This is a genomic window from Klebsiella sp. B345, from assembly GCF_051131735.1.
GTDB lineage: Bacteria > Pseudomonadota > Gammaproteobacteria > Enterobacterales > Enterobacteriaceae > Klebsiella.
The window spans coordinates 2,008,832-2,029,577 of sequence record NZ_CP180443.1; the positions used below are offsets into that span (position 1 = coordinate 2,008,832).

Here is a 20,746-nt window from a genome sequence, read left to right on the forward strand (position 1 = left end):
GGTTCTCCCGGGTTGCGGCGTCAATGCCTTACCCGGAAGTAAGGCTACCGGCCGCCGCGGATCAGACCGCCTAAGCCACGGCGCTCCATAAAGGCCGCCACCTGATGACGGACTTCCGTCGTCATCTGCGCTTCAAGACTACGACGCGACAGTTCTTGCGCTTCCTCGAGATCGATTCGGCGCAGCAGATATTTTACCCTTGCCACCGAACGGCCGTTCATCGAGAGATGGCGATAGCCGAGACCAATCAGAATCGTCACACACATCGGGTCACCCGCCATTTCACCGCACAACCGCAGGTCGATGCCGAAACGTTCGGCATCATGTGCAATCATCGACAGCGCCCGCAGTACCGCAGGATGCAGGCTATCGTACAGACTGGCAACCCGGGTATTGTTGCGATCGACCGCCAGGATGTACTGGGTCAGGTCATTGGTACCGACTGAGATAAAATCGACGCGGCTGGCCAGATGCGGCAGCATAAAGACCATCGACGGGACTTCCAGCATCACCCCAAGACGCGGACGCGGGATGGCATAGCCAATCATCTCTTCCACTTCGCGACTGGCACGATCGATCAGCCGTCGAGCTTCATCCACCTCATCCAGGCTGGTCACCATCGGCAGCAAAATACTCAGGTTGCCGGTGGCGGCGTTGGCACGCAGCATGGCGCGAACCTGAATGAGAAAAATCTCCGGCTGATCGAGGGTAATGCGGATCCCACGCCAGCCAAGGCACGGGTTCTCTTCGCTGATCGGCATATACGGCAGCTGTTTATCGGCCCCAATATCCAGCGTACGCAGGGTTACCGGTTTTTCATTAAACATCTGCAGCATGCCCTGATACTGGGCAACCTGCTCCTCTTCCGACGGGAAGCCGCTCTGCAGCATAAACGGTATTTCGGTGCGATACAGGCCGATTCCGTCGATAAAGTTGCCGAGCTTTTCTTCATGCTCGAGGCTCAGGCCAGCATTCAGCATGACCTTGACCTGCTCGCCGCTTTTTAGCTCTGAGATCCGTTCAAGATCGTCTTCGGCCAGGCGGCTGAGTTCGTTCTCTTCACTGACCAGCCGCTGATATTCTTGCAACAGCGCCGGTTCAGGATCCACCAGCAGTTCACCGCGGTAGCCATCCACCACCAGCATGCGGCCGTGAAGCAGCGAGGGCTGAATATCGGCGCCCATCACCGTTGGGATACCTAAGGCACGAACCATGATTGCCGCGTGGGAGTTAGCGGCCCCGTCGCGCACAACAACACCCGCCAGCCGGTCCTGAGGAACCTCTGCCAACGTTGTCGCCGAGAGTTCATCCGCCACCAGCACGATGCGAGCCGGCCAGGTATTGGGGCCCTGGATGGTGTCATCGAGATGGAACAGCAGGCGCTGGCCGAGCGTACGCAGATCGCCAGCACGCTCTTTCAGGTAGCCATCGCTCAGCGCGGCAAACTGCTCGGCGAACTTCTCAATGATCTTTTTCACCGCCCATTCGGCCACCGCGCCCTGATCGACTTCGGCAAAAAGCTCGCGGCGCAGTCGGGCATCAGACAGCAGGTGTGAATAGAGGTCAAAGATTGCCGAGGTCTCTTTTTGCGCCCCGGCGGCATAGCGCTTGCTGTAGCGACGAAATTCGTTAGCCGCCTCTTCCAGCGCGCCGGTCAGACGTTCGCGTTCAGAAGCGGTATCCAGCGTCGAGGCTTCATAGACCTGCTCCATCAACGGCAGGCTAATGTCCATCCAGCCTTCGGCAATCGCGACACCAGAAGATGCTGGCAGCGCGCGAATGCGAGTTTGTCGATACTGGCCAAATAACGCCGTCAGCTGTGACTGCGAGAGAATGGCGGCCATCTGCGTTGCCAGCGTGACGAGGAACGACTCTTCGCTTTCGTCAAACTGGCGCAGCTCGCGCTGCTGCACCACCAGCACGCCCAGCAGCTGGCGCCGCTGGATTATCGGTACGCCAAGAAACGCGCGGAAGCGATCCTCTTTAACGGCCGGAATATATTTAAAACTGGGGTGCTTGTGCGCATCAGCAAGGTTGATAGGCTCGGCCAGGCGGCCAACCAGGCCAACAAGGCCTTCATCAAAGGCGAGCGCAACGGTACGCCCGCGAGGTTTTTTCAGCCCGCGAGTGGCCATAAGGTAGTAGCATCGTCGATCGTTATCGGCCAGGTAGACCGAACAGACTTCCGTTTCCATCGCCTGGCAGATATCTGTGACCAGAATATCCAGCGCCTCGTTTAAACGTGGCGCACTCGCGACTTTCTCGACGATTTCTCGTAACCGAGTGAGCATAATGTGCGTGGCTTAACCTCTTTTGCGTCGATAAGCAGGCGCGCTTTGCGGTTTAGGTGCCGTTTCTGCCAGCGACATGGTGACGCTGGCAAACTCTTTCATCACCCGGCGGTACACGTCGCGCTTAAACGACACCACCTGACGAACCGGGTACCAGTAACTTACCCATCGCCAACCATCAAACTCAGGTGTACTACTGGTTTGCATATTGATTTCTGCATCACTGCCTATCAACTGCAGAAGAAACCACTTCTGTTTCTGGCCGATACAAACCGGCTTTGTGTCCCAACGCACCAAACGTTTAGGCAATTTGTAACGCAACCAGTTCCGGGTAGAAGCCAGGATTCGTACATCTTTACGACTTAACCCAACCTCTTCAAACAACTCCCGGTACATCGCCTGCTCGGCTGATTCCCCTGGATTAATGCCCCCTTGCGGGAACTGCCACGAGTGCTGACCATAGCGTCTGGCCCACATGACCTGGCCCTGACGATTACAGATTACAATACCGACATTTGGGCGGTAGCCATCGTCATCAATCACCGGACTACCTCAAAATAATCTTCAATGTGAACGATTGTTTCACACTCGCTGTAAACGGTAAACCACTCTGTTGCCACTGTGCGATCGAATAACATTTGAATAACTCACAGTAATCAGCAGAGTTATAAACAGTGAAAGCGATCGCAGCCCCATTTTATTCACTTTTTCTGTGGATAGAGTTGTGAAGAAGTATGGAATTACCCAGGGAAAACCCGGAGTAGTCTGAACCGCTTACGGATAACATCATTTAATAATGGCATTATATTCATCATGTTAGCACATATATATTTCAATAATTGCAACATAACGTGATGATCATCACACATGCAATCCTGGAACTGATGAAAGATCGAACAATGTCGATTTTATCCACAGATTATGCGAGCTCACTGGGCACATTTTGTCTAAAAATTCGATTTTCGTCGCACGTCAAGGCTGTAAATGGAAACAGTAGTGGGGCTTTTCCCCAGTTATCCCATTTTTCTGTGGATAACATGGTGTAAGATCCTGTTCATTGCCAGTGACCAGTTCTGGAAAACCTGTTTCCATCATTTTCATAACGACAAAAAAATCAAAAAAAAACCATATGAATCATCATATTGTCATAGTTACTCAAGAAAAGGTAAACTCTGTCCACAACGCGCTATTTTAGCGTTCATTTTTTAACCAGGAAACTCATCGTATGACCGCCATCGCGCCGTTGACGTCACCACCGCAAACCCGACAGCAACTTCTGGCCCAGGCCCAGCAGCTGGCGGGCTACTCGCTGGGTGAACTGGCGGCACTGGCGGGCATTCCCATCCCACGCGATTTAAAACGCGATAAGGGGTGGATCGGCATTCTGCTGGAGATGTGGCTTGGCGCCAGCGCCGGCAGCAAGCCCGAGCAGGATTTCGCGACGCTGGGCGTCGAGCTCAAAACCATTCCTGTCGATAGCCAGGGTCGCCCGCTGGAAACCACCTTTGTCTGCGTCGCCCCCTTGACCGGTAACAGCGGTGTGACCTGGGAAAGCAGCCACGTGCGTCATAAGCTCAAACAGGTATTGTGGGTGCCGGTAGAGGGCGATCGGGCGATCCCCCTGGCACAACGCCGTGTCGGCACGCCGCTGCTGTGGACCCCAAACGAGGAAGAAGATCGTCAGTTGCGAATGGACTGGGAGGAGCTGATGGATCTGATCGTCCTCGGCCAGGTTGAGCGTATCACCGCCCGTCACGGCGAGGTGCTGCAGCTGCGCCCAAAAGCCGCCAACAGCAAAGCGCTAACCGAAGCGATTGGCGCACACGGCGAACCCATTCTCACGCTGCCCCGGGGTTTTTATCTGAAGAAGAATTTTACCGCCGCCCTGTTGGCCCGCCATTTTCTTCTACGCCACGATTAAATTTTTGTTCTGCCAGCCGGGTTGCATATAATTACGACTTTCTTTTTTGCTGGACTTTGAACAATGTTATTTGCATGGATAACCGACCCTAACGCCTGGCTGGCGCTCGGTACACTGACGCTGCTGGAAATCGTGCTCGGGATTGATAATATTATTTTCCTCTCTCTGGTTGTCGCCAAACTTCCGACCGCTCAACGTGCTCACGCGCGACGAATCGGCCTGATGGGCGCGATGATAATGCGCCTGGCGCTGCTGGCCTCTATTGCCTGGGTTATTAAGCTCACCAACCCGTTGTTTAGCGTGCTCGGCCATGAAGTTTCGTTTCGCGATTTGATTTTACTGCTCGGCGGACTGTTCCTTATCTGGAAAGCCAGTAAAGAGATCCATGAGTCGATAGAAGGCGAGGAAGAAGGGCTCAAAACCAACGTCCACTCATTTATGGGGGCGATCGTGCAGATCATGCTGCTGGATATTATTTTCAGCCTCGATTCGGTCATTACCGCCGTGGGTCTGTCGGATCACCTGTTTATCATGATGGCTGCAGTGGTGATTGCCGTCGGCGTCATGATGTTCGCCGCTCGTCCAATCGGCGATTTCGTCGACCGACACCCGTCGGTAAAAATGCTGGCCCTGTCATTTTTGATTCTGGTCGGCTTTACCCTGATGCTGGAAAGCTTCGAGATACATATCCCGAAAGGCTACATCTACTTCGCGATGTTCTTCTCGATTGCCGTCGAAAGTCTTAACCTGCTGCGCAACAAAAAAAATCCGCTGTAACCCACAAAATTACAGCCCAAACCTGGGCTGTAATCTTTTTTAAGACTTAACTGCTTTTTATGTCTCACAAATCAGGCTATTAATACACTGGTGTGAGGTGCGACCATCTATACCTTTCATCCTTCAAGTTGCTTGGGTGTTGGCTGCGCCCGTTCACCCCAGTCACTTACCTGAGTAAGCTCCTGAGGATTTACGGCCTTGCCGCCTACAAGCAACTCGAATTATTTTGGGTATTAAAGAGGTAATAACGATGAAAAAATGGGCAGTATTGATTTCCGCCGTAGGACTGGCGTTCTCGGTTTCCGGTTGCAGCAGCGATTACGTGATGGCAACGAAAGATGGACGCATGATTCTGACCGATGGCAAGCCGGCCGTCGATGATGACACCGGTCTTATCAGCTACGAAGATCAGCAAGGCAACAAAATGCAGATCAATCGCGATGACGTTTCACAGATTATTAAACGTTAACACGCTTCAGCGGCACGCATTCGTGGCGTCGCTTGTAACATCGCCGTATCGTCTTAATAAAAGAGTCGGGACGTTCTGATACATCCGCCGCATCACGCTTGCGGAATCTGAAAGCCCGGCTTTTTTGATCTTTTTACTTCCTCTTTTTCTTCCCCTCTGCCATGTTGATACTCCTTTGTCGGGGAACTCCTGACCTTGTTAATAAAAAAGGAAGCCGGCTATGCAGTATCACCGTATCCCACACAGTTCTCTTGAGATTAGTACGCTTGGGCTGGGCACTATGACGTTTGGTGAGCAAAATAGCGAGGCCGACGCGCACGAACAGCTCGACTACGCGGTCAGTCAGGGCATTAACCTGATTGATGTTGCTGAGATGTACCCTGTCCCACCGCGCCCGGAGACCCAGGGGCTGACAGAAACCTACGTCGGCAACTGGCTGGCGAAACGCGGAAATCGCGAAAAGCTCATTCTCGCCTCTAAAGTCAGCGGCCCGGCGCGGAACAGCGACAGCAGCATTCGCCCTAACCATGTGCTCGACCGTAAAAATATCCGCGATGCCTTGCACGACAGTCTGAAACGTCTGCAAACCGACTATCTCGATCTCTATCAGGTTCACTGGCCGCAGCGCCCGACCAACTGTTTCGGCAAACTGGGCTATAGCTGGAGCGACTCCGCGCCGGTGGTGACGCTGCTCGATACCCTCGAAGCACTCACCGAATTCCAGCGCGCCGGTAAAATCCGCTATATCGGCGTTTCCAACGAAACGGCCTTTGGCGTCATGCGCTACCTGCACCTGGCGGACAAACACGACCTGCCGCGCATTGTGACCATTCAGAACCCCTACAGCCTGCTCAACCGTAGCTACGAAGTGGGCCTGGCGGAAGTCAGTCAGTATGAGGGCGTGGAGCTGCTGGCATACTCATGCCTGGGCTTCGGTACGCTGACCGGGAAATACCTGAATGGCGCGAAACCGGCCGGGGCGCGCAATACGCTGTTCAGCCGCTTCACACGCTACAGCGGTGAGCAGACGCAGAAAGCGGTCGCGGCCTATGTCGATATCGCCAAACGTCATAATCTTGACCCGGCTCAGATGGCGCTGGCTTTCGTACGCCGTCAGCCGTTTGTCGCCAGTACCCTGCTGGGCGCAACCACGATGGATCAGCTTAAGACCAACGTCGAGAGCCTGCATCTTGAGCTGAGCGCTGAGGTATTGGCAGAGATTGAAGCGGTGCATCAGGTGTATACCTACCCGGCACCGTAAGAAGGGAAAGCCCCGGGCTACCGGCTGTAGCCCGGGTAAACACAGGCACTTATTTGCACCGTCCCCAGATCCACAGCGCGGCGATCGCCAGCGCAAACACCGCGCCAAAACCAATCCCGACACCAACCACCGGAATACCGATGCTGACCGCCAGCGAATAGAGCCCCAGCATCAGCAACATCGCCACGTTTTCACCGAGGTTCTGCACCGCAATAGCATTACCTGCGCCAACCGTATGCTTCCCGCGTTCCTGTAGCAGCGCGTTGAGCGGCACGATAAAGAAACCGCCGCAGATACCCAACAGCAACAGCAGGCCAAACGCCGGCAACAGTGCGTGCTGCACGGTGAAAAAGATCACCGCCACACCAATCAAAATCCCGGCAGGCATGCAGCGAGAGACCGTTTGCAGCGTAACCAACTTCGCCGCCGCCCCGGCCCCCAACACAATCCCTACCGCCACCATCGCATTGAGGTAGGTCGGCATGGCGTTACTGGTGATGCCCAGCGCCGCCGGAACCCACAGCACCAGCAGGAAACGCAAGGTCACGCCAGCCCCCCAGAACAGGCTGGTCCCCATCAGGGAAAACCGCGTTTCGCCATTGCGCCACAGCGTGCGGCAGGCGCTGAAGAAGTTGTGAGTCATCGGCGTGAAACGCCATGACTGCCCGGGGCGCGCCGCTGGCAGTTTCGGGATCCACAGGTTGGCGATCACCGCAGCACCGTACACCAGCGCACAGATCGCCAGTGCCGCCAGCACGTGCCAGTCGGCAAGGATCCCGCCGGCCATGGACCCCAGCAAAATCGCCGCAATAGTGGATGATTCCATCAGGCCGTTGGCTTTGACCAGCTTATCGCCAGTGGTCAGTTCGCCAAGGATGCCGTATTTGGCCGGTGAGTAAGCAGCAGCGCCAATCCCCACCAGGGTATAGCCGATAAACGGGTTGAGACCGAAGCAGATACAGCCAGCACCAACCAACTTCATGCCGTTGGCGACCATCATCACCCGCCCTTTAGCAAAGCTGTCGGCGAACTGTCCGACAAACGGCGCAAAGAGTATGTAAGCACCTACAAACAACATCTGCATCACCGGCTGGCTCCAGTCCGGATAGAACTGTTGCTTCATCAGCGCCAGGGTGGCGAACAGCAGAGCGTTGTCACCAAAGGCCGAGAAAAACTGAGCGCAGATGACCGCCATCATGCCTTTCGAGTACAGCGAAGTGTTAGTGTGTACTGACTCACTCATGCGAATGTTCCGTCTCTTCAACCATGCCTTTCAGAGTGACAAAGTCCGGCTTACCGCTGCCGAGAACCGGAAGCTGCTTCAGCCAGCGAATGTCGCGCGGTACTGCCAGCTCCGGTACGCCATGTTCGCGGGCGTAGCGCAGCAGTTTTTCACGGTTCAGTTCATCATCGGTGGTAAACAGCACCAGCGCCTCACCTTTGCTGGCATCCTGCTTAATCGCCGTGGCATGCATCTTGTCCGGAGAGAGCGCCAGCGCCAGCTGCTCGACCATCTCCAGCGACACCATCTCACCGGCGATTTTCGCAAAGCGTTTGGCTCGCCCCTGAATCCGCACATAGCCTTGCTCATCAAAGGTGACGATATCCCCGGTGTCGTACCAGCCGGTTTCCATTTCACCATGCTGATTCTCGGCGGCTGGCGCTTCCAGCACGCCAGGCTGCTCAACCCGCAGATAGCCGTTCATGATGTTCGGCCCTTTTAACTGCAGACGGCCGCCCTCTTCAATGCCCGGCATTGCCAGCAGGCGGGCATCCATCCCCGGCAGAATGCGCCCGACGGTTCCCACCTTCGCGGCCATCGGCACGTTAATTGACACCACCGGCGCACATTCGGTGACACCGTAGCCTTCGAGGATGCGCAGGCCAAATTTGTCCTGCCACAGCTGCTTGGTACTCTCCTGAAGCTTTTCCGCTCCGGCTACCACGTAGCGTAGACGATAAAAATCATACGGGTTGGCAAAGCGCGCGTAGTTTCCAAGGAAGGTTGAGGTGCCGAACAGCACCGTACAGTTGCGATCGTAAACCAGCTCCGGCACCACGCGGTAATGCAGCGGGCTGGGGTAAAGGAACACTTCAGCACCGGTAAACAGCGGGGTCAGCAGGCCAACGGTCAGACCGAAGGAGTGAAACAGCGGCAGCGCCGACATAAAGCGGTCGTTGGCGGTGAAGTCGGCAATGGTTTTTATCTGCTCGACGTTAGCAAGAATGCTCTTGTGGCTGTGCACCACCCCTTTCGGGTGGCCTTCCGAGCCGGAGGTAAACAGGATTATCGCCGCATCTTCTGGCTGCTGTTTCACCTGCGCCAGCTTTGGCGCCAGCAAATGGCCGAAGATCCACAGTTTATCGCCGGTCGTGACGTCGCCTTTCAGGTCTTCCAGAAAGACCCAGCGTACCTGCGTCAATTGCTCTGGTAGATGCCAGAGTTTGCCTTTATCAAGGAAAGTGCGGGAGGTAAAAATGGTGTTGATCCCGGCGGCGGTAATAGCGCTGCTCAGTCCCTTTACCCCTGCGGTATAGTTCATCATCGCCGGGATACGCCCGCGGGCAATGGCGCCGAAGATTACCGCCGCGCTGATGCCGGCGTTAGGCAACATCAGGCCAATTTTCTCACCCTGAGCGCTGTATTTTTCCAGAATACGCGCCACAAACAGGGTTTTGGTTAGCAGTTTGCGATAGGTATCCGGCGTAAAGTTAATGTCTTCCACGCAGTTTTTACGCGCCCCGAACCGATCCTGCGCTGCCAGTAGCGATTCATACAGGGTTTCCCGCGGGCGAACCGCCATGCGCGCTTCCATCATGATCTGATGCAGCATTTCACCGGCGATTTTACGGCGGTCGCGAGCGCGAGGCGCCTGCGGCATCTCAATGCGGGTTGGTGGCAGTAGATGGAGCTGAATGCGTGGAAACAGGCGGCGCTTCACCAGCCCTTTCAGGCGGCTGAACGGGGTCAGCTCTGCGCCTTCGATACGCAGCGGAACGATCGTCGCCTGTGATTTCGCCGCCACGAAAGCCGCGCCGTCATAGATTTTCATCAGCGAGCCGCTGACTGAAATACGGCCTTCCGGGAAAATCACCACCGGTCGCCCCTTCTCAATCAGTCGCACCAGATGCTTAATCGACATCGGCTTGGTCGGATCCAGCGGGACAAAATCGATGATCGGCTTTAACGCCCGCATAAACCAGCGCTCACTGATAGAGCTGTAAACTGCAAAGACCGGTTTGACGGGCAGGAATAAGGCTAACAAGATCCCATCGATAAAAGAGACGTGATTCGGGGTGATCAAGACCTTTTGTTGTTGCAAGGACTGCGTGTCACCGGTCAATCTGACCCGATACAACCCTTTGAACAGCAACCTGAAAAATGCCAACAGCATAACAACTCCATTTGACCGGTGAGTAAGTCAAAGCAGGTTACACGAGAAGAGGTGGGAAATGCAGTGTAGGGCGCGGAATTCAGGATAAAAAAAACCTGCGCATCTGCGCAGGTTGGTGCAAGATAATCAGTACGAAATGCGTACTTAAAAACTCACCTATCAATACCTCTGGGACCCTGATTGTCCTGTTTTTTGCCCCTGACGCACCAGCGATAAAACGCAAGGGAATAACGCTAAGTGCAACCAGTTATTGCCATTTTCGGTAACTGTAACAAGGGGGAACGGCGGGCAAAAAAAAACCTGCGCATCTGCGCAGGCTGGTGTAATTAGAGTGGCCAACGTAACGTTGACTCCACCTATCAATACCTCTGGGATAGCCAGAATATCAATGCATTGAATGGATAAACCAGCGAACATTCGCAACAGCTAATCGCAAAGTGTAACCAAAGGTGTGAATCTTCCCTTCCCGGTTTCATTCCCCTTCCTCGCACTTTATCGCGGTGTAACTTTTTCACCGTTAAGGCAAATCTGTATCACATTTGCGTGATACCAGATGCCGCCAGCCTTGAATCTGCCGAGCTTTCCCGTAACATAACCTCTATGTAAACGCTTACCCTATAAAAGGTCAGGTATGGCGACAATAAAGGATGTAGCCCGACTCGCTGGAGTGTCCGTCGCTACCGTATCCCGCGTTATTAATAACTCCCCCAAGGCCAGTGAAACCTCGCGCCAGTCTGTTACCGCGGCGATGGAAACGCTGAATTATCATCCCAACGCCAATGCCCGCGCGCTTGCCCAGCAGTCGACAGAAACCGTTGGCCTGGTAGTCGGTGACGTGTCTGATCCCTTTTTCGGCGCGATGGTCAAAGCCGTCGAACAGGTGGCTTACCACACCGGTAATTTTTTGCTGATCGGCAACGGTTACCACAGCGTGAAGAAAGAGCGCCAGGCCATTGAACAACTCATCCGCCATCGGTGTGCGGCGCTGGTTGTTCACGCCAAAATGATCCCTGATGACGAGCTCGCCGGGTTGATGAAACAGATCCCCGGTATGGTGCTGATCAACCGTATACTGGCGGGCTTTGAACAGCGTTGCGTCGCGCTGGATGACCGTTACGGTGCCTGGCTGGCGACCCGTCACCTGATCCAACAGGGACACACCCGCATCGGCTATCTGTGCTCCAACCACGCGATTTCCGATGCCGAAGACCGCCTGCAGGGCTATTACGACGCCTTAAAAGAGAGCGGTTTACCCTGTCACGATCGGCTGGTGACCTTTGCTGAGCCTGATGAGAGCGGGGGTGAACTGGCGATGACGGAACTGCTGGGACGCGGGCGCAATTTTACCGCCGTGGCCTGCTATAACGACTCAATGGCGGCGGGTGCTATGGGCGTGCTTAATGACAATGGTATTGATGTGCCGCGGGAAATTTCACTGATTGGCTTCGATGATGTGCTGATCTCACGCTATGTTCGCCCACGGCTGACCACCGTGCGTTACCCTATCGTCACCATGGCAACTCAGGCCGCAGAACTGGCGCTGGCGCTGGCTGATCAACGCCCAGCACCGGAAATCACTCATCTGTTCAGCCCGACGCTGGTTCGCCGTCACTCGGTCAGCGCGCCGTCGGAAAGCGATAAATCGTAGCGATAGAGGCTCACGGCGGTGGCCGGGTAATCCAGGCCTTCGCCAATATAGTGCCAGCCAAAACGCTCATAAAAATCGCGGCAGCCGGAGTAAAGATAGAGCTGCGGATACCCACGCTGGCGGGCATAGTCGATCGCCTGCTGCTGCAGTGCCCCAGAGAGTCCCTGGCCGCGCGCATCCTCGGCAACGTACAGCGCCGCCATCCACGGAAACAGATCCTGGCGGCTGATTAAATCACAGCGCCATAGCCCCACCGTTCCCAACAGCCGCTCACCCTCGACGGCGATAAAGGTGATCGGTAATGCCTCTGGCTCCTGACTGTGCGCAATGATGCTGGCAAAAAAGGGCCGCGGCAGCGTCTCCCCGCCGAAGGCCTGCCACAACCAATCCGTCACCTGCTCCGCGTGCTGCGGTGCGGCATACAGCGGCAGGATTGTCATACCAGCTTTCCCTGAAAAATAGGTACGGACTCAAACAGATAGCCGTCAAAATCCGGTGCATCTTCATCGGATAGCTCCAGCAGACTGTTTTTGACGTTTTCGAGGTGCTGCCACATCGCCTGCCAGGCTCCCATCACATCGCGCCGACGTAGCGCAGCGAGAATCGCCTGCCGTTCACCGAGCCACTTCAGACGGTAGGCACGGCTGGCAATATGCACATTAAACTGCTGCCACAGCGGGCTGCTGTCCATCTGCAGCCAGATCCGCTCCACGGTCGCCAGCAGCATCTGGTTTTGCGTCGCCCCGGCCAGCACCAGGTGGAACAGGCGGGCGTTATCCTGGGCCGTGTCATTGGTCGCAATCGCCCGCTGCTCCTGCTCGATAATACGTTTGAGATTATCGATATCGGCGCGGGTGGCCATTTTGGCGGCGAAAGCGGCGATGTTGCTCTCCAGCAGCTGACGCGCCTGGAGAATTTCAAACGGCCCGACGTCGCTGCTCAGCATCTGCTCTTCCTCGCTGTCGTCCTCGTGCGGAATGCGCATGACATAGACCCCGGACCCCTGGCGGATATCGACCGTTCCCTGCAGCTCCAGCATCAACAGCGCTTCCCGGACGATCGTCCGGCTGACGCCATAGGTTTCGGCGATATTGCGTTCCGGCGGCAGGCGCGAGCCAACGGGATAGCGCCCCTGCGCAATCTGTGCGCGTAAATCATCACCAATTTCCTGGTAGGGTTTCTTTTCCGGCGGAATGATAGCCTTCTCCACAATATCACCTGTGCGTTGTCTGCGAGGGAATCCATATCGGCGCTATCTTAGCAAAGTTTACGCCGGGCTAGCGCCACTCATCGTCGATATCCAGCGTCAGTTCGCGTCTTTCTCCTAACGTACTGAACCAGCTGGCGGAGGCCTTAGGCCGCCGTGCACGCTGGTTTTGCAGATCGATCTCAATCAGCCCGTAGCGGTTTTTAAAGGCGTTCATCGGCGACACATTGTCGGTAAAGGCCCACAGCATATAGCCGTGGCAGTTGGCCCCCTCCTCCCGCGCACGCAGCGTTTGCCAGAGATGTTCGCTGATAAAACGGATCCGGTAGTCGTCCGCGATAGTGCCTTCGCTATTCCGAAACTGCCCTTCGTTTTCCACGCCCATACCGCTTTCTGCCACAAACCACGGGATGTTGCGGTAGTCGTCTTTGATGCGCATCGCCATATCGAAAACAATGCGCGGATAAATTTCCCAGCCGCGGGAGTTATTCATCCGCCGTCCTGGCAACTCGAAGGGTTCATAGTAATACGCCGGATGAAACGGCGTCTGCGGATGCCAGGCTCGCGACGGCGCCTTCACCCGGTGCGGGTAATAGAGGTTAATCCCCAGTTCATCGACGGTGTTATCGCGAATAATCGCCAGCTCGCGATCGTTGTAGTCCCAGCGCACATGGTGCTGTTCGAGCAACGCGAACAACGCTGGCGGATAGGCGCCATGCACCAGCGGATCGAGGAAGACACGGTTATAGAACAGATCGTACATCTCGGCGGCATGAAGATCGTGCGGCGCCTGCGAACGTGGGTAGGTCACTTCCGGGTTGAGGATACAGCCCACCGTGCCGCGATAGCCCTTCTCGCGGAACATCGCCACCACCTTCGCCGTCGCCAGCACCTTGTGGTGGTTCCACTGCATCCATTTTGCGGTGTTCTGCTCGTAGGGCCAGCGCAACGCATCAAGGTAAACCCGGGTCTGCACCACAATCGGTTCGTTGAAGGTAAACCAGCGCGTCACTTTGTGGTGATAGCGGGCAAACACCTTCTCCGCGTAACGCACGAACAGCTCCACCACCTTTTTCGAGCCCCAGCCGCCGTAGTGCTCCAGCAGATACCCTGGCAGCTCATAGTGCTCAAGGCAGATCATCGGCTCGATACCGTTGGCCAGCAGTTCATCGAACAGCTGGTCGTAGTAGGCAGCGTAGCTTTCATCGACGGTGACATTTTCATAGTCGGTCAGAAAGCGCGACCAGTTAATTGAGGTCCGGTAGTGGGTCAGCCCGGCCAGCTTCATCAGTTGGACATCTTCGCGAAAGCGGTTGATAAAATCGGTCGCCACCGCCGGGCCATAGCCGTTATGCCAGACATGGCGGTCGTTCTTGTACCATAGATCGGGCCAGGAATCCTGACCCTCTTTTTTGCCGCTCCAGCCTTCGGTCTGCCAGGCGGAAGCGGCCGCTCCCAGAATAAAATCGTGGGGAATCGCAATCCTTTTTGTGCTCATGACATCCTCATGCATTGTTGGCGATCTGGGCATTTTCGGCTTCACGCTGGGCAATTTCCGCCCGGCGCGAGGCAATCTTCACAAAGGGCAGATAGATAAGCACCGCGGTGACGATACAGATAAGCTGGGTCACAACGGCCCCCATCGAACCGGCGGTGGAGAGCCAGGCGTTAATCAATGGCGGCGTGGTCCACGGCACCATCACCACAGCTTTACCGGCAAACCCGGTCACCGTCGCAAAGTACCCGATGCTGCCGGTTACCAGCGGCGTGATGATAAACGGGATGGCGAGGATCGGATTGAGCATAATCGGCATGCCGAAAATAACCGGCTCGTTGATATTGAACAGCCCAGGCCCTATCGACAGCTTGGCGATCTCTTTCATCTCTTTGCGTTTGGTGGCGATCATCACCGCAATCAGCAGCCCGATGGTCAGCCCCGAGCCGCCGATGCTCATATACACATCCCAGAACGGCATGGTGATGATGTTAGGCACCTCTTTGCCCTGCTCAAAGGCGCTCATGTTGACGGTAATGGCCCCCAGCAGCAGCGGTTCGCGGATCGGTTTAATCATCTGATTGCCATGAATGCCGATAACCCAGAACAACTGAGCGACAAACATCAGCAGCAGGATCCCCGGCAGGCTTTGCATCACGCGTTCCAGCGGTTGCTGCACCACCTGGTAGATGGCATCGTACAGATACATGCCGGTGACCTGATGGAAAATAAAGCCAAAGGTGGCGATCGCCGTGGTGGTAATGATCGCCGGGATCAGCGCCGAAAATGAGGCCGAGACGTTTGGCGGCACGGTATCCGGCATCTTGATCTTCAGCCCCTTGCGCGCCTCCAGCCAGCAGTAAATCTCCACCGACAGAATGGCGATAAACATGCCGAGGAACAGGCTGCGGGTATCGGAGAACTGGCGCATCAGGACATCTTTCACTTCGCGCATCTGCCCGTCGACCATCATTTCGACGGTGGTCGGCGTGACACAGATAAAGCAGATAACCGCCAGCAGGCCGGGAAACAGGCTTTTAATCCCGTTGATGCGCCCCAGTTCGATCCCGATCAGGAACACCGCGCCGATATTCAGGAAGTTCAGGGTGGCGTAGTTAATCGCCCCGGTAATGGGCTTCAGGGCGGCGAGGAATGACAGCGACTGAAAGCTGGCGAGCCCGTTCTTCGGATCCAGCACCATGTTTGAAATCAGCACCGAGAAGGCGCCAACGATGATCACCGGCATCAGGGTAATAAAAGCAGATTTTATCGCCATGATGTAGCGGTAGCTGTTGAATGTCGTGGCGAAACTCCCCAGCGAGTCGATCAGTTTTTCCTGCAATGCCATAAAGGATACCTCTGGTTTAAGGGCTTTTTAGCACACAAGGTGTACTGCTAAACACCTTTTGGCATACCAAAAAATAGTCACTGGTGGTAAAAAGTTCTGTGACTCAACTCTCAACACGCAATGTGGCATTCCAAATTATTAGAATATTTAATATTGGTATACCGCATAACCGGGTTCACTTTTCGCGGCGTGCAGTTCCTGTAAAAAGCGTGATCGCGATGGTTGTTTGCTCTGTGTTGAGCGCATATCCCCCTGAATGTCTGTGATAAACTGCGGCCTATCACGTGATATCAGGAAACGATCAATGGCAACAATGCTGGATGTCTCAATTCGCGCAGGCGTCTCTAAAGCGACGGTATCCCGCGTGTTGAACGGCACAGGTCAGGTAAAAGAGAGCACCCGCCAACAGGTTTTCAAGGCGATGGAAGAGTTGGGATATCGGCCAAACTTTCTCGCGCGTTCACTGGCGAACCGCACAAGCAACAGCATCGGATTGGTGGTATCCACCTTTGATGGCTTCTACTTTGGTCGCCTGTTGCAGCAGGCCTCGCGTCAGACGGAAGCCTGGGGAAAACAGCTGATCGTCACCGACGGCCACGATGCGCCGGAGCGTGAAGAAGAGGCGGTGCAGATGCTCGCCGACCGCCAGTGCGATGCCATCATTCTCTATACCCGCCACATGAGCGAAAAAAAGATCATGTCGCTGATCGAATCGATTGAAGCACCGCTGGTGGTGATTAACCGTGACGTCAGCCTCGCGCGGGAGCGCTGCGTCTTCTTCGAACAGGAAGATGCGGCTTTCCAGGCGGTAGATTATCTGATTAACCAGGGCCACCGCGACATCGCCTGTATCACCGTGCCGATGCACACGCCAACCGGTAAAGCCCGTCTACAGGGCTACCGCAACGCTCTGAAAAAGAACGGTATTGCGTGGGACCCGGCAAAAGTAAAATACGGCGATTCGACAATGACCCGCGGCTACGAGCTGTGCTGCGAGCTACTGGCAGAGAAAACCACGTTCAGCGCGCTGTTTTCCTGTAACGATGATATGGCGTTAGGCGCCTCGAAGGCGCTGCACCAGGCAGGGCTGCGGATCCCGCAGGATATTTCGTTGTTCGGTTTTGATGATGCCCCCAGCGCGAAATGGCTGGAGCCGGGTCTGTCGACGGTCTATCTGCCGATCGATAACATGATCACCACCGCCATCGATCAGGCTATTAAGCTCGCCAACGACCAGCCGATCGAAACGATCCCGCCGTTTACCGGCACGCTGGTATTGCGCGACTCGGTATCGACGGGACCTTTTATTTAGCACTGCTCTAAGACAAGCAGCTCCTGAATGGTCTGGCGACGACGGATCAGCCGTGCGTGGCCGTTGTCGAACAGCACTTCCGGCAGCAGCGGACGGCTGTTGTAGTTAGAGGACATTGACGCCCCGTACGCGCCGGTATCATGCAGCACCAGATAGTCACCCGGCGCCACATCCGGCAGCAGACGTGTTTCCACTTTGCCCCCTTCCTGCTGGGTAAAGACGTCGCCGGATTCGCACAGCGGCCCGGCCACCACGGTCTCGACCAGCGGTGCAGCGCGCAGGTCGCGGCCATCTGCCGCCAGCGCTGAAATATGGTGATAGCTGCCGTACATCGACGGACGCATCAGATCGTTAAACCCGGCGTCAATCAGCACAAAGTGGCGGCTGCCCATCTCTTTGACGCTGCGCACCTGGGAGACCAGCACTCCGGATTCCGCCACCAGGAAACGGCCTGGCTCGATTTCGAGCTTCACTGGATGACCCAGATGTTTTGCGATCTGCTCACGCGCGGCGTTCCACAGACCGTAGTAGTGATCGGTATCGATCGTCTCTTCGCCTTCGCGATAAGGAATCGACAGGCCGCCACCGGCGGAGATCGCCTGCAGATCCTGACCAAATTCAATCACCTGGCGCACCATCGCGCCGCACACCTGTTCGAGGTGGCCATAATCGACCCCGGAACCAATATGCATGTGGATCCCGACCAGCTGCAGCTTATAGCGGCGGATCACGTCCAACGCCGCCGGCAGATGGCTGTACCAGATCCCGTGTTTGCTGTTTTCGCCACCGGTGTTGGTTTTTTGGCTGTGGCCGTGACCGAAACCCGGGTTAACCCGCAGCCACACGCGATGTCCCGGCGAGACTTCCCCTAGCTGGCTCAGCATATCGACCGAACCGGCGTTGACCGGGATCTGTAACGCCTTAACGCGTTCCAGCGTCGCGTCATCGATCAGATCGGCGGTAAACACGATATCTTCCGGATGCTGCTGCGGATCATACCCTGCCGCCAGCGCGCGCTCGATTTCTCCCAGCGACACCGAATCCACCTTCACTCCCTGTTCGCGCATCAGGCGCAGAATATGGATGTTAGAGCAGGCTTTCTGGGCAAAACGCACCACATCGAACTGGCTGAGCTGGGCAATCTGGCGGCGGATAATCTGCGCGTCATAGACCCACACCGGGCAGCCAAATTCGGCAGGCAGGCGGAGCAGATGCTCGGCGGTCAGGTCGGTATCGGTGGCATAAAGCGAGCGTGGCATGGTGAACTCCGGTGTTGTCTGTACTGTGCGTGTTTTTTATGATTACGCCATAGGGTGAAGAGAATAAAAAATATCGTTTTATCGTGACTCTATGCAAAAATGATATGGATACCGGACACTTTTTGCGAGTCGCTATGCCAGCCGTCAATTTGCGCCATATTGAAATCTTCCATGCGGTGATGACCACCGGCAACCTGACCGAAGCGGCGCAGCTGCTGCATACTTCCCAGCCGACCGTCAGCCGGGAGCTGGCGCGTTTCGAAAAAGTGATCGGGTTGACGCTGTTTACCCGCACCCGCGGGCGTTTACAGCCGACGGTCCAAGGCTTACGACTGTTCGAAGAGGTACAGCGCTCGTGGTACGGGCTGGACCGTATCGTCAGCGCGGCGGAAAGCCTGCGCGAGTTCCGCCAGGGGGAACTGTCGGTGGTCTGTCTGCCGGTATTTTCCCAGTCGTTTCTGCCGCTGCTGCTGCAGCCGTTTCTGGCACGCTATCCGGAAGTCAGCCTGCAAATCGTCCCCCAGGAGTCACCGCTGCTTGAGGAGTGGCTCTCCGCCCAGCGCCACGACCTCGGCCTGACGGAAACTCTGCACACCCCCGCCGGTACCGAGCGCACACCGCTGCTGACCCTCAACGAAGTCTGCGTGCTGCCGCAGGACCATCCGCTTGCCAGTAAACCGCTGCTGACACCCGCGGATTTCCACGGTGAAAACTATATCAGCCTGTCGCGTACCGACAGCTATCGCCAGCTGCTTGACGCCCTGTTTCAGGAGCATCAGATCAAACGCCGGATGGTGGTGGAGACCCACAGCGCGGCCTCCATTTGTGCGATGGTGCGGGCAGGCGTCGGCATCTCCGTCGTCAACCCGCTGACCGCCCTAGACTACGCCGAGAGCGGCGTGGTGGTGCGCCGCTTTAGCGTCGATGTCCCGTTTACCGTCAGCCTGATCCGCCCGCTGCACCGCCCCGGTTCGGCGCTGGTCGAGGCGTTTATTCAGCATCTGCAAAGCAGCCTGACGCGTATTCAGACACCGCTCGAGGCGGTGCTTAAGAGAGCATGAAATTCACCGCATCGCTGGCGTGAATCGCCGTGGTATCAAACACCGGCAGCGGGCTGAGCGCCGGGGGAACCAGCAGGCCAATCTCGGTGCAGCCAAAGATCACCGCTTCAGCCCCCTGCTCCCCCAGCTCCGCGATGATCTGCAGATAGGTATCGCGTGACGCATCGCTAAATGTTCCGAGGCACAGCTCGTCAAAAATGATCTCGTTAATGCGCTGACGATCGTCAGAAGAGGGAATCAGCGTTTCGATGGCGAACTGCTGCTGCAGGCGGCCACGATAAAAATCTTGCTCCATGGTATAGCGGGTGCCGAGCAGCGCCACGCGACGTTGCCCCTGGGCGCTAATCGCCCGCCCGGTACCATCGGCAATATGCAGGAACGGCACCTCACAGCGGCTTTCGATAGCCTCCGCCACCTTGTGCATCGTATTGGTACACAGCACGATCCCTTCCGCGCCGGCCTGTTGCAGGCCATACGCGGCCTGCGCCAGGATCTCCCCGGCACGATCCCATTCCCCTGAAGACTGGCAGGCTTCGATTTCATGGAAATCAACGCTATGCAGCAGCAGGCTGGCCGAGTGCAGCCCGCCCAGGCGCGCCTTGACGCCTTCATTAATCAGGCGGTAATAGGGGATGGTGGATTCCCAGCTCATGCCGCCCAACAGGCCAATCGTTTTCATCATTTGCTCCTTAACAGGGTTTGTTCCAGTGAAACAAACTTGTGATCAACTTTCCACTTCTCTTGTCGATCGTTTCTTTTCAAGGCAATCTGATATAAATTAAATGAAACATTGTTTCACTTAACAACAGGACTGCCGGATGTTTATTTTTCACAAAGAGACCACCCTTGAAGATCTGGGCAATGGCGTGACCCGTCGTATCCTTGCGCACGACGGTCACATGATGGCCGTCGAGGTGAATTTCGACGTCGGCGCCATCGGGCCGATGCACAACCACCCGCACGAGCAGCTGACTTATGTGCTTTCCGGTGAATTTGAGTTCACCATCGGCGAAGAAAAACACGTGGTCCGCGCCGGCGATACCCTCTATAAAAAACCGCATATCATGCACGGCTGCATCTGCCTGAAGCCTGGCACCCTGCTGGATACCTTCACCCCTATCCGTGAAGATTTCCTGTAAAACGAGTCCCATTAGGGGGCATTCCTGACATGCCCCCTTCACGTAACGACGCCCTTCTTCTCATCAGCTCCGTTAACCAAAAAACCCTCTACGAACAAATCATTAGCCCACTATTTATTATCACTCCGTATTGTTCAAATCTCCGCCTCGCCCTTTTTCTCCG

Annotated in this window: 18 protein-coding genes and 1 pseudogene; 9 read left to right on the forward strand and 10 right to left on the reverse strand. The window is 55.9% G+C overall.

The genetic code is table 11. The features are described 5' to 3' along the window. Positions 1-44 precede the first annotated feature (44 nt). Both ptsP and rppH read right to left on the reverse strand, forming a co-directional pair. Positions 45-2,291 carry a phosphoenolpyruvate--protein phosphotransferase gene (gene ptsP, locus ACMYSO_RS09320; protein ID WP_434583249.1) on the reverse strand — a complete coding sequence of 749 codons (2,247 nt, stop codon included), beginning with the start codon at positions 2,289-2,291 and terminating at the stop codon, positions 45-47. A gap of 12 nt (positions 2,292-2,303) precedes the next feature. Then, positions 2,304-2,834, reverse strand: coding sequence for an RNA pyrophosphohydrolase (gene rppH / locus ACMYSO_RS09325; RefSeq protein ID WP_123756667.1), 531 nt, complete (start codon positions 2,832-2,834; stop codon positions 2,304-2,306). Between the two features lie 453 nt (positions 2,835-3,287). On the opposite strand from rppH, the pseudogene ACMYSO_RS09330 reads away from it, so the two are divergent. The 5 genes and pseudogenes from ACMYSO_RS09330 to ACMYSO_RS09350 all read left to right on the forward strand — a co-directional run. Further along, positions 3,288-3,428, forward strand: a pseudogene (locus tag ACMYSO_RS09330) (hypothetical protein); the annotation flags it as partial. Positions 3,429-3,516: 88 nt separating this feature from the next. Continuing rightward, on the forward strand, positions 3,517-4,212 hold the full coding sequence (gene mutH / locus ACMYSO_RS09335) for a DNA mismatch repair endonuclease MutH (protein ID WP_434670261.1): 696 nt from the start codon (positions 3,517-3,519) through the stop codon (positions 4,210-4,212). A 63-nt stretch (positions 4,213-4,275) separates the two neighbouring features. Further along, positions 4,276-4,989 (forward strand): TerC family protein, encoded by a 714-nt coding sequence (locus ACMYSO_RS09340; RefSeq protein ID WP_123756663.1) that lies wholly within the window; start codon positions 4,276-4,278, stop codon positions 4,987-4,989. 250 nt (positions 4,990-5,239) lie between these two features. Continuing rightward, positions 5,240-5,458 carry a YgdI/YgdR family lipoprotein gene (locus ACMYSO_RS09345; RefSeq protein ID WP_004867116.1) on the forward strand — a complete coding sequence of 73 codons (219 nt, stop codon included), beginning with the start codon at positions 5,240-5,242 and terminating at the stop codon, positions 5,456-5,458. Between the two features lie 220 nt (positions 5,459-5,678). Continuing rightward, positions 5,679-6,719 (forward strand): NADP(H)-dependent aldo-keto reductase, encoded by a 1,041-nt coding sequence (locus ACMYSO_RS09350; protein ID WP_434583246.1) that lies wholly within the window; start codon positions 5,679-5,681, stop codon positions 6,717-6,719. Positions 6,720-6,768: 49 nt separating this feature from the next. Here the strand turns inward: ACMYSO_RS09350 and lplT are convergent, their stop codons facing one another. Both lplT and aas read right to left on the reverse strand, forming a co-directional pair. Further along, a complete protein-coding gene (gene lplT, locus ACMYSO_RS09355; RefSeq protein WP_434670263.1) occupies positions 6,769-7,962 on the reverse strand; it encodes a lysophospholipid transporter LplT in 1,194 nt (397 codons plus the stop codon). Beyond that, positions 7,955-10,114 carry a bifunctional acyl-ACP--phospholipid O-acyltransferase/long-chain-fatty-acid--ACP ligase gene (gene aas, locus ACMYSO_RS09360; protein WP_434670265.1) on the reverse strand — a complete coding sequence of 720 codons (2,160 nt, stop codon included), beginning with the start codon at positions 10,112-10,114 and terminating at the stop codon, positions 7,955-7,957. The genes lplT and aas overlap by 8 nt, the downstream gene beginning before the upstream one ends. A gap of 631 nt (positions 10,115-10,745) precedes the next feature. On the opposite strand from aas, the gene galR reads away from it, so the two are divergent. Then, on the forward strand, positions 10,746-11,762 hold the full coding sequence (gene galR, locus ACMYSO_RS09365) for an HTH-type transcriptional regulator GalR (RefSeq protein ID WP_174509725.1): 1,017 nt from the start codon (positions 10,746-10,748) through the stop codon (positions 11,760-11,762). On the opposite strand, the gene ACMYSO_RS09370 is transcribed toward galR, so the two are convergent. The 4 genes from ACMYSO_RS09370 to ACMYSO_RS09385 form a co-directional block, all read right to left on the reverse strand. Next, positions 11,723-12,202: a GNAT family N-acetyltransferase gene (locus ACMYSO_RS09370; protein ID WP_434670267.1), complete on the reverse strand. Its 480-nt coding sequence runs from the start codon at positions 12,200-12,202 to the stop codon at positions 11,723-11,725. The two genes, galR and ACMYSO_RS09370, sit on opposite strands and share 40 nt — an antisense overlap. After that, the gene (locus ACMYSO_RS09375; RefSeq protein WP_434670270.1) at positions 12,199-12,972 is read right to left on the reverse strand and encodes a GntR family transcriptional regulator; all 774 of its coding nucleotides are present in this window, start codon (positions 12,970-12,972) and stop codon (positions 12,199-12,201) included. Before ACMYSO_RS09375 ends, ACMYSO_RS09370 begins: the two co-directional genes overlap by 4 nt. 67 nt (positions 12,973-13,039) lie before the next feature. Then, positions 13,040-14,467 (reverse strand): glycoside hydrolase family 1 protein, encoded by a 1,428-nt coding sequence (locus ACMYSO_RS09380; RefSeq protein ID WP_434670272.1) that lies wholly within the window; start codon positions 14,465-14,467, stop codon positions 13,040-13,042. 7 nt (positions 14,468-14,474) lie between these two features. Continuing rightward, entirely contained in the window at positions 14,475-15,812 is a 1,338-nt protein-coding gene (locus tag ACMYSO_RS09385; protein WP_434670274.1) for a PTS sugar transporter subunit IIC, read from the reverse strand. A gap of 313 nt (positions 15,813-16,125) precedes the next feature. Here ACMYSO_RS09385 and ACMYSO_RS09390 point away from each other — a divergent pair, with 313 nt between their 5' ends. Continuing rightward, positions 16,126-17,124, forward strand: coding sequence for a LacI family DNA-binding transcriptional regulator (locus ACMYSO_RS09390; protein ID WP_434670777.1), 999 nt, complete (start codon positions 16,126-16,128; stop codon positions 17,122-17,124). Here ACMYSO_RS09390 and lysA read toward each other — a convergent pair. Next, the gene (gene lysA / locus ACMYSO_RS09395; RefSeq protein ID WP_434670275.1) at positions 17,121-18,383 is read right to left on the reverse strand and encodes a diaminopimelate decarboxylase; all 1,263 of its coding nucleotides are present in this window, start codon (positions 18,381-18,383) and stop codon (positions 17,121-17,123) included. The genes ACMYSO_RS09390 and lysA overlap by 4 nt on opposite strands. Before the next feature lie 134 nt (positions 18,384-18,517). Here lysA and ACMYSO_RS09400 point away from each other — a divergent pair, with 134 nt between their 5' ends. Continuing rightward, a complete protein-coding gene (locus ACMYSO_RS09400; protein ID WP_434670277.1) occupies positions 18,518-19,444 on the forward strand; it encodes a LysR family transcriptional regulator in 927 nt (308 codons plus the stop codon). Here ACMYSO_RS09400 and ACMYSO_RS09405 read toward each other — a convergent pair. Continuing rightward, positions 19,431-20,123, reverse strand: a complete 693-nt coding sequence (locus ACMYSO_RS09405) for an aspartate/glutamate racemase (protein ID WP_434670778.1) — start codon at positions 20,121-20,123, stop codon at positions 19,431-19,433. The two genes, ACMYSO_RS09400 and ACMYSO_RS09405, sit on opposite strands and share 14 nt — an antisense overlap. A gap of 139 nt (positions 20,124-20,262) precedes the next feature. Between ACMYSO_RS09405 and ACMYSO_RS09410 the strand changes: the two genes are divergently transcribed. Beyond that, positions 20,263-20,583: a cupin domain-containing protein gene (locus ACMYSO_RS09410; protein WP_123756650.1), complete on the forward strand. Its 321-nt coding sequence runs from the start codon at positions 20,263-20,265 to the stop codon at positions 20,581-20,583. Positions 20,584-20,746: the final 163 nt, after the last annotated feature.

Coding starts and splice junctions, on each gene's coding strand:
- ptsP (WP_434583249.1), bottom strand. CDS start 2,291: ATGCTCACTCGGTTACGAGAAATCGTCGAGAAAGTCGCGAGTGCGCCA.
- mutH (WP_434670261.1), top strand. CDS start 3,517: ATGACCGCCATCGCGCCGTTGACGTCACCACCGCAAACCCGACAGCAA.
- ACMYSO_RS09340 (WP_123756663.1), top strand. CDS start 4,276: ATGTTATTTGCATGGATAACCGACCCTAACGCCTGGCTGGCGCTCGGT.
- ACMYSO_RS09345 (WP_004867116.1), top strand. CDS start 5,240: ATGAAAAAATGGGCAGTATTGATTTCCGCCGTAGGACTGGCGTTCTCG.
- ACMYSO_RS09350 (WP_434583246.1), top strand. CDS start 5,679: ATGCAGTATCACCGTATCCCACACAGTTCTCTTGAGATTAGTACGCTT.
- lplT (WP_434670263.1), bottom strand. CDS start 7,962: ATGAGTGAGTCAGTACACACTAACACTTCGCTGTACTCGAAAGGCATG.
- aas (WP_434670265.1), bottom strand. CDS start 10,114: ATGCTGTTGGCATTTTTCAGGTTGCTGTTCAAAGGGTTGTATCGGGTC.
- galR (WP_174509725.1), top strand. CDS start 10,746: ATGGCGACAATAAAGGATGTAGCCCGACTCGCTGGAGTGTCCGTCGCT.
- ACMYSO_RS09370 (WP_434670267.1), bottom strand. CDS start 12,202: ATGACAATCCTGCCGCTGTATGCCGCACCGCAGCACGCGGAGCAGGTG.
- ACMYSO_RS09380 (WP_434670272.1), bottom strand. CDS start 14,467: ATGAGCACAAAAAGGATTGCGATTCCCCACGATTTTATTCTGGGAGCG.
- ACMYSO_RS09385 (WP_434670274.1), bottom strand. CDS start 15,812: ATGGCATTGCAGGAAAAACTGATCGACTCGCTGGGGAGTTTCGCCACG.
- ACMYSO_RS09390 (WP_434670777.1), top strand. CDS start 16,126: ATGCTGGATGTCTCAATTCGCGCAGGCGTCTCTAAAGCGACGGTATCC.
- lysA (WP_434670275.1), bottom strand. CDS start 18,383: ATGCCACGCTCGCTTTATGCCACCGATACCGACCTGACCGCCGAGCAT.
- ACMYSO_RS09400 (WP_434670277.1), top strand. CDS start 18,518: ATGCCAGCCGTCAATTTGCGCCATATTGAAATCTTCCATGCGGTGATG.
- ACMYSO_RS09405 (WP_434670778.1), bottom strand. CDS start 20,123: ATGAAAACGATTGGCCTGTTGGGCGGCATGAGCTGGGAATCCACCATC.
- ACMYSO_RS09410 (WP_123756650.1), top strand. CDS start 20,263: ATGTTTATTTTTCACAAAGAGACCACCCTTGAAGATCTGGGCAATGGC.